The sequence below is a fragment of the Frankia sp. AgKG'84/4 genome, assembly GCF_023242965.2.
GTDB lineage: Bacteria > Actinomycetota > Actinomycetes > Frankiales > Frankiaceae > Frankia.
This window is the reverse complement of record NZ_JALKFU020000221.1, coordinates 1-7,908: the sequence shown is the minus strand read 5'-3', so window position 1 is coordinate 7,908 and position 7,908 is coordinate 1. Positions and strand designations below refer to the sequence as shown.

The 7,908-nt window shown below is 70.3% G+C and carries 5 protein-coding genes; 4 read left to right on the top strand and 1 reads right to left on the bottom strand.

Going from position 1 to position 7,908, the window contains the following annotated elements:
* Nucleotides 1–11 precede the first annotated feature (11 nt).
* Complete coding sequence (locus tag MXD58_RS14800; protein ID WP_250609419.1) at nt 12–281, bottom strand: hypothetical protein; 270 nt, start codon at nt 279–281, stop codon at nt 12–14.
* Nucleotides 282–619: 338 nt separating this feature from the next.
* Here MXD58_RS14800 and idi point away from each other — a divergent pair, with 338 nt between their 5' ends.
* From idi to MXD58_RS14780, 4 genes are all read left to right on the top strand, one after another.
* Nucleotides 620–1,204, top strand: coding sequence for an isopentenyl-diphosphate Delta-isomerase (gene idi, locus MXD58_RS14795; protein ID WP_248841178.1), 585 nt, complete (start codon nt 620–622; stop codon nt 1,202–1,204).
* Between the two features lie 1,748 nt (nt 1,205–2,952).
* Nucleotides 2,953–4,347: a family 2B encapsulin nanocompartment shell protein gene (locus tag MXD58_RS14790; RefSeq protein ID WP_248841177.1), complete on the top strand. Its 1,395-nt coding sequence runs from the start codon at nt 2,953–2,955 to the stop codon at nt 4,345–4,347.
* Between the two features lie 114 nt (nt 4,348–4,461).
* On the top strand, nt 4,462–6,711 hold the full coding sequence (locus MXD58_RS14785; RefSeq protein WP_248841176.1) for a family 2 encapsulin nanocompartment cargo protein terpene cyclase: 2,250 nt from the start codon (nt 4,462–4,464) through the stop codon (nt 6,709–6,711).
* A 325-nt stretch (nt 6,712–7,036) separates the two neighbouring features.
* The coding region (locus tag MXD58_RS14780; RefSeq protein ID WP_250609418.1) for a serine/threonine-protein kinase at nt 7,037–7,908 on the top strand (872 nt) is incomplete at its 3' end.

Sequence of the window (7,908 nt, the reverse complement as noted above, 5' to 3'; positions counted from 1 at the left end):
GCGCCCTGCCACTAAGTATGTGAAACACATTTTAGGTCGGTGAGGTGGGCGGCGGGGCGGGGGGGTACGGGGGGGGGGGCGCGGCAATTGTGGGGCGGGCCCCCCCTGCGCAGCACGGCCAGCGCCTCGGCCCTCGTCGGCTCCCCGTCGCCCAGCCCCTTGGTGACGAGGCTGGCGAGGACGCCGGGCAGCTCGTCGGCGGGACCCGGCCGGGCGGGTCCGCCGCGGGTCGCGCCGGGCGGGCGAAGACCAGGGTCGGTCCGCAGATCCAGGTCGGTCATCGGGTCCTCCACGGTGCGGTGGGCAGGAGCACCGGTGGCGGTCCGCCGCGGCCACCGGTCCGCCTCGTCAGTCTGCCATCGACCGGGTCGACACTCCGGGCCTATCGCGGTCGCGAATCACGCCATCACGCCGCTCGACGGCGGGCGGCCGGTCGCGTCGCGGTACCGGCGGGGGCACTCTTCCAGGGAGCGTCGCCGGTCGTCACGGCGTACCCGGTCGGGGATGTGACCAGCCGCCAACCGGGGCCGGACCGCCGGCCGGCGGCGACAGCGAGAGGATGGACAGGACATCCAACCACCGCACTGGACGCCACATCCTGGAAAGTGAGGCCGGACAGTTGAGTCCACAAGCATCGGTTCCCACCGTCGACCTCGACGATCAGGTCGTGCTGCTGGACGCCGACCGCCAGCCGTGCGGCACGGCGCCGCGGCTCGCAGTACACGGCCTCGACACGCCGCTTCACCTGGCCTTCTCCACTTACATCTTCGACGCAGCCGGCCGGCTTCTGGTCACTCGCCGGGCGCTCGGTAAGCGGACCTGGCCGGGAGTGTGGACCAACAGCTGCTGCGGGCATCCGCGGCCGCAGGAGCCGATGGAGGTCGCGGTGCGCCGGCGGGTCGAGCAGGAGCTGCGCCTGGCCCTGACGGACCTGTCGTGCGCGCTGCCCGACTTCGCGTACCGCGCCACGGCGGCGGACGGGCTGGTCGAGAACGAGTTCTGCCCGGTGTACGTGGCTCGCGCGCTCGCCGACCCCGACCCGGACCCCGACGAGGTCGTCGAGTGGCGCTGGGTCGACTGGGAGAGTTACCGCACGGCCGCCAGCGCGGCTCCGTGGGCGCTGAGCCCCTGGTCCGTCGAGCAGATGGCGGCGTTCGAGCGGTTCACCCACCCGCTGGCCGCCGCGCGGCGTCGGGTCGGGTGAGCCCCGCCGGTGGGGCCAGGGCACCTGACCCGGGTTGAGCAGACCCGCGTCCCCTTTTCGGGTAGACCCCGTTGACTCAACCTGACCACACGAGTCTCGCCAAGCTGGTCATTCACTACTAGCACGACGATCATCTGTGTCACTCAAAGCGACCTGTTCATTGCGAAAGATCGGGTGGGGGCCGCCGGCCGGCATGCGCGAACCTCGGGGGTTCACCCGGAGGACAGTCCTTGCGGGGGACACCTCCCCGCGGCGACATCCAGCACCGGCCGCGGTATCCACGCCGTAGGCGGGCCGGTATCCGGCTCGTCGGCACCGGTGGCGAGCCGCGACACATCACGGGCCCCGAGCCGCTCGAGATAGGCCAGCCCGGCGACCTCTCCATCGCCGGCAAAGCACAACGGACCAAAGTCCCATGTTTGCAAGGCATTTATTCCTGGCGGCTGGGGTGAGCACCCGACCGGGAAACCGGGGGCAGCACTTCAACCGAAGGAGCGACAGGCACCAACTTCGCATTGCTTCGGCGCGGGACGAGCCGCGGGGCGGTGGTTGGCGCAACCAGTCGGCCCGCGGTTCCCGGCGCGCGACGGCGCCCGGCCCCACCCGGATGCCTTCGCGCCCGCGCCCGCCCGGGCCCGCCCGCCTGACCTGCGCCAGCCGGTTCACGCGACGAGACTCCAGGCGGGCGTCAGCAGTCACGGCCGACCGCGGTAACACCATCCCGCCCATCGCCCGCGCGGCGGTAAGGATGCTCGCGGTCAAGGGAGAACGGAGTTCTCACCTGCCCGCCCAGGGGCGGGCAGGTGACGACCAGAGCGTGCCACCGATCCGCTCCTGATGTGGGCTGGCGCACAGCCGGAAGGCACCATCCGGGCCGCACCGGCGTCGGTTTCCCCTCCGCGCGCATGACGGCCGACACGACGGCCGTCACCATTCGTCAAAAGAAGGCCGAAGATTAGAAAGACATATACGCGTACGCCCGGTTTCGTCCAGTCAGCGATAACCATCGGACAGTGGCAGGACAATCCAGACCCCCCGCAGATCCGATTCACCCGTTCCATGGGCGGCGACCCACCGTCGCGCGCGCCGGCCGCGCTGTCTGGCCGATGACACGGGCGGCAGGCTTCCCTCGAGCGCCCTTGACTTTCCGTGACAGTCAGCGCCGAGGGGCGGACTAGGAGGGACCCTCTTCCCGGGCCAGTCCTCGATTGGTTCCACAAAATGCTTGCCGGCCGCGGCGCGGATGAGGGAGGCTGCCGATGCGCAGCCATGCGCTCACAGACACCAAAGCACAATGCATGTCGCCGAACCACGCGACAACACGGGGGTTTACTGGTATGGAGCCGATGACGGCCCAATCGTCCGGACCGCCGGACCAGCGTAGATCATCATCCCGCAATGCGGAAAAAGTGATCCGCTAGCCGGCTAGGGTACGACGGCGACCACCGTCAAGCCACCGCAGGAATACCCGGGAACCCCTAGCGGCACCGGCATTTCTGCGTCCCGCGGGAGATCTCGGAAAAGATTGCGCGGCAACAGCCAGCGCGCCCCAGGCGTAGCGCGCTGGCCGAGCCTCGACTGAAATGCATCACCACGACCAACGTGTCTCCGGGCCCGTCAGTCCGGCGATGACCGCGAGGTCATCGCCGGGACTCGCGCGGCCGGAACAGACATGTGTGCCCGGCGCGGCAGTTCACCGTGCCCGGCTGCTCCTGCCCTGGACGAACGAAGATTAGGTGGACTCTGCCATGACCGAGCCAGTGCCGACCGACCCCGCCGAGGCCGCCCGACTGAGCCTCAGTACCGCGGCCGCCCGCAACCTCGCGACCACGACCAAGTCCGTACCGCAGAGCCAGGAGATCACCTCCCGGTGGCTGCTGCGGGTGCTGCCCTGGGTCCAGACGGCCGGTGGCGTGTACCGCGTCAACCGCCGGCTGAGCTACGTGCTCGGCGACGGCCTGCTCACCTTCACCAACACCGGGTCCGACGTGCGGGTCGTGCCCGGCGAGCTCGCGGAACTGCCCGCCCTGCGCGGCTACTCCGGCGACGCCCTCACCGGCCTCGCGGACCGCTTCGAGCAGCGCGAGTACGCCCAGGGCGACGTCATCGCGGAAAGCGGCGCACCGGCGGACACGGTGTATCTCGTCGCCCACGGCAAGATCGGGAAGTTCGGGGCGGGCGAGTACGGCGACGAGCGCTCCCTCGGTGTGCTCGCCGACGGCGAGTTCTTCGGCGACGAGGTGCTCACCGAGACGGACGTGACCTGGGACTACACCGCCCGGGCCCTGACCCCGGCGACCGTTCTCGTGGCCACCCGCGACCAGCTCGCCGAGGTCGTCGGGCGGGACGAGGAGCTCAGCAGCCACCTGGACGACTACCGGTCCCGCCCGCGGCCGTCGACCAACCGCCAGGGTGAGGCCGAGGTCGCGATCTCGGCCGGGCACTCCGGCGAGGCCGACCTGCCGAGCACCTTCGTCGACTACGAGTTGGCACCGCGCGAGTACGAGCTCAGCGTCGCGCAGACCGTCCTGCGCATCCACTCGCGGGTCGCCGACCTGTACAACGAGCCGCAGAACCAGCTCGAGCAGCAGCTGCGCCTCACCGTCGAGTCGTTGCGGGAACGCCAGGAGCACGAGCTGGTCAACAACCCGGACTTCGGCCTCCTGCACAACGTCGACCTGCGTCAGCGCATTCACACCCACTCCGGCCCGCCCACCCCGGACGACCTGGACGAGCTGCTGAGCCGCCGGCGCAGCACGCATTTCCTGTTCGCCCATCCCAAGGCGATCGCGGCTTTCGGCCGGCAGGCGACGGCCGCCGGTATCTACCCGGCGACCGTGCTCTTCCACGACCAGCACGTGCCGGCGTGGCGTGGTGTTCCGATTCTGCCGCTGAGCAAGATTCCGATCAGCGACACGGGCCGCACGTCCATCATCGCGGTGCGGACCGGCGAGGAGAACCAGGGCGTCATCGGTCTGAACTACAAGGGTCTCGCCGATGAAATCGAGCCGGGCCTGTCCGTGCGGTTCATGGGCATCAGCGAGAAGGCCATCATCTCCTACCTGGTGACGACCTACTACTCCGCCGCCGTGCTCGTTCCGGACGCGCTCGGCGTGCTCGAGAACGTAGAGATCGGGCGCTGAGTTCCCTGCCGGCGCGCCGCCGCGGCCCTGGGCTGCGGCGGCGCGCCGGTTTCGCTGACGCCGCCGGCCGCGTCCGCCCGAATCGGCGGCCGAGAAGGGTTTTCCCGGAGAATCATGCAGCCTTTTACCCTCCCCGAGTTTTACGTGCCTTATCCCGCGCGGCTCAGCCCTCATCTGGAGATCGCCCGGGAGCACACCCGGGCGTGGGCCAGGGCCATGGAGATGATCGACCCGCCCGACGGCGAAGTCGTGATCTGGACCGAGCAGGACCTCGAGGATCACGACTACGCCCTGCTGTGCGCCTACACCCACCCGGATGCCCCGGCCGACCGGCTGGACCTCATCACCGACTGGTACGTGTGGGTCTTCTACTTCGACGACCACTTCCTCGAGCTGTTCAAGCGGACGCACGACATGGCGGGCGCGCGGGCCTACCTCGACCGGCTGCACGCCTTCATGCCGATCGACGGCCCGATCACCGACGAGCCGACGAACCCGGTCGAGCGCGGACTCGCCGACCTGTGGGAGCGGACCGTGCCGGCGCGCTCGCTCGCCTGGCGGGAACGGTTCGTCGTCAGCACCCGTAACCTGCTCGACGAGTCGCTCTGGGAACTCGCCAACATCAACGCCGGGCGGCTGTCGAACCCGATCGAGTACATCGAGATGCGCCGCAAGGTCGGCGGCGCCCCCTGGTCGGCGAACCTCGTCGAACACTCCGAGGACGCCGAGGTCCCGGCCCAGATCGCCGCCACCCGCCCGCTGCGGGTCCTGCGCGACACCTTCGCCGACGCCGTCCACCTGCGCAACGACCTGTTCTCCTACGAGCGCGAGGTCTCCGAGGAGGGCGAACTCTCCAACGGCGTGCTGGTCGTCGAGAAGTTTCTCGACATCGACACCCAGACCGCCGCCGAGGCGGTCAACGACCTGCTCACCTCCCGGCTGCACCAGTTCGAGCACACGGCGCTCGCGGAGCTGCCCGCGCTGCTGGAGGAGAACGGCATCGACCCGGCCGGCAAGGCCGCGACGCTCGCCTATATCAAGGGCCTGCAGGACTGGCAGTCCGGCGGGCACGAGTGGCATCTGCGCTCGAGCCGCTACATGAACCGCGAGGCCGCGGTCGACACACTCCCTGCAGAACTCACGCCGCTGCTCGGGGTCGGTGGCCTGCCGGGACTGCCCGGTCTGCCGAGCCTCGGAACGTCGGCCGTGCGGATCGTGCCGTCCCTGCTGGCGACCGCGCCGCAGCGGCTGCGCTCCCACTCCAACATCCCGTTCCGGCCGGTCGGAGTGACCTCGCTGCCCGAGTTCTACCTGCCCTACACGACCGGGCAGAGCCCGCACCTGGACCACTCCCGGCGCGCGATCGTCCCCTGGGCGGCGGCGATGGGCATGCTCGACCCCGTGCCCGGCATCTGGGACGAGCACAAGCTGGTCGCGTTCGACTTCGCCCTCTGTTCGGCCGGCATCCACCCGGACGCCTCCGCGGCGGAGCTGGACCTCACCACCGGCTGGCTGACCTGGGGCACCTACGGCGACGACCTCTACCCGGTGGCCTTCGGCCGGACGGGGAACCTGACCGCGGCGAAGGCGTGCAACGCGCGGTTGAAGGGCTTCATGCCGTTGGAAGGGCCGCCGCCCGAGGCGCCGACCAACGCGCTCGAACGCGGACTCGCCGACCTGTGGCAGCGCACCGCCGGACCGATGCCGCTCGCCGACCGGACCGCCTTCCGCATCGCCATCGAAGTGATGATCGATAGCTGGGTGTGGGAGCTGGAGAACGCGGCGGTGAACCGCATCCCCGATCCCATCGACTATCTGGAGATGCGCCGCGCGACGTTCGGCTCCGACCTGACGATGAGCCTGTGCCGGCTCGCCCGGTCGAACATCGTGCCGGCGGAGGTCTTCCAGACCCGGCCGATCCGCTCGCTGGAGAGCGCCGCCGCGGACTACGCCTGCCTGCTCAACGACGTCTTCTCCTATCAGAAGGAGATCCAGTTCGAGGGCGAGCTGCACAACTGCGTGCTGGTGGTCGAGAACTTCCTCGACTGCGATCGGTTCCGCGCACTCGCGGTGGTGAACGACCTCATGACCGCCCGTATGCACCAGTTCGAGCACATCATCGCCGAGGAACTGCCGGCGCTGTTCGACCAGTTGGAACTCGACGACGAGGTCCGCGGCGCGCTCCTCAGCTATGTCGAGGAACTGAAGCACTGGCTCGCGGGCATCCTGCGCTGGCACGAAGGGACCCACCGCTATGAGGAGGCCGAACTGCGCTACCACCCGGCCGCGGACAGGCGGCCCTTCGGTAGTCCGAGTGGACTAGGCACCTCGACGACGGAGGTCCGCAAGCTGATCGCCCGCTAGCCGCGCCGCCCTCGCTGCGGCGAAAAGACCAGGTAGGAGGGTGTTCGCGGCCGCATCGCCAGGCGCGGCGCACCGGTCGGACGGCGGCGTGGTCGCGCCGTCCGACCGGGCCCCCGAACTCCCGTCGGGTGATCCCCGATGTGGTACTCCCCCGCCCCGCGATCACCGCCACTGCGGTCGGATCACCGGGATACAACGGTCCGGTCGGGTGGCGGCGCAGCCGCGGCCGGGCGCCCAGCGGCCGTGACGTCGCCGGGCTCCCGGTACCCGGTACGGCGGGCACGTGGCAGTCCCGCCGACCGAGGGAGTCCGAGGGGGACGTTGCGTGTCCTGGAAAGCTTTGCGACCGGGGGATCCGCCCGAGGTCGGTCCGTACCAGCTCGTCGGGCGGCTCGGTAGTGGTGGCATGGGGATCGTGTACCTCGGCCAGGACGCCGCCGGCGTCCGAGCCGCGGTCAAGGTCATGCGCGAGGAGTACACGACCGACGAGGGGTCACGCAGCCGCTTCCACCGGGAGGCAACAGCGGTGTCGCGGATCGACAGCCCGCACATCGCCAGACTGCTGGCCGCCGACGTCGACGGTGACGCGCCGTGGCTGGCCACCGAGTACATCGAAGGTCCCACCCTGTTCTCCTCGGTCACCGCCGACGGCCCGCTCACCGGCGAGCGCCTGTGGCAGGTGGCCCGCGGCCTCGCCGCCGCCCTGTGCGCGATCCACGACGCCGGCGTCGTGCACCGCGACCTCAAGCCCGGCAACGTGATGCTGGCCCCCGACGGGCCGAAAGTGATCGACTTCGGGATTGTCGCCGGCCCGCCGAGCACGATGACCGGTTCCGGCGTGGTTCTCGGCAGCATCGGCTACCTCGCGCCCGAGCTGCTGACCACCACCCGCCGGGCACGCCCCGCGGCCGATGTCTTCTCCTGGGGGTTGACGGTCGCCTTCGCCGCCACCGGCCAGCCGCCGTTCGGAGCGGGCCCGCTGGACGCGCTGCTCTACCGCACCGTGTACGGCGAGCCCGAACTCGACGGTCTGCCGGCGACGCTGCGCGGCGTGGTCGCCGCGACACTACGCAAGAAGCCGGAACGCCGCCCGGATGCCGCCAAGCTGCTCACCCAGCTCGGCGCGACCCAGCAGGCCGCCAGTGCCAAAGCGGCCGGCGCCGCGGCCACCGGCGCGGCGCCCGCCGGCACCAGCAC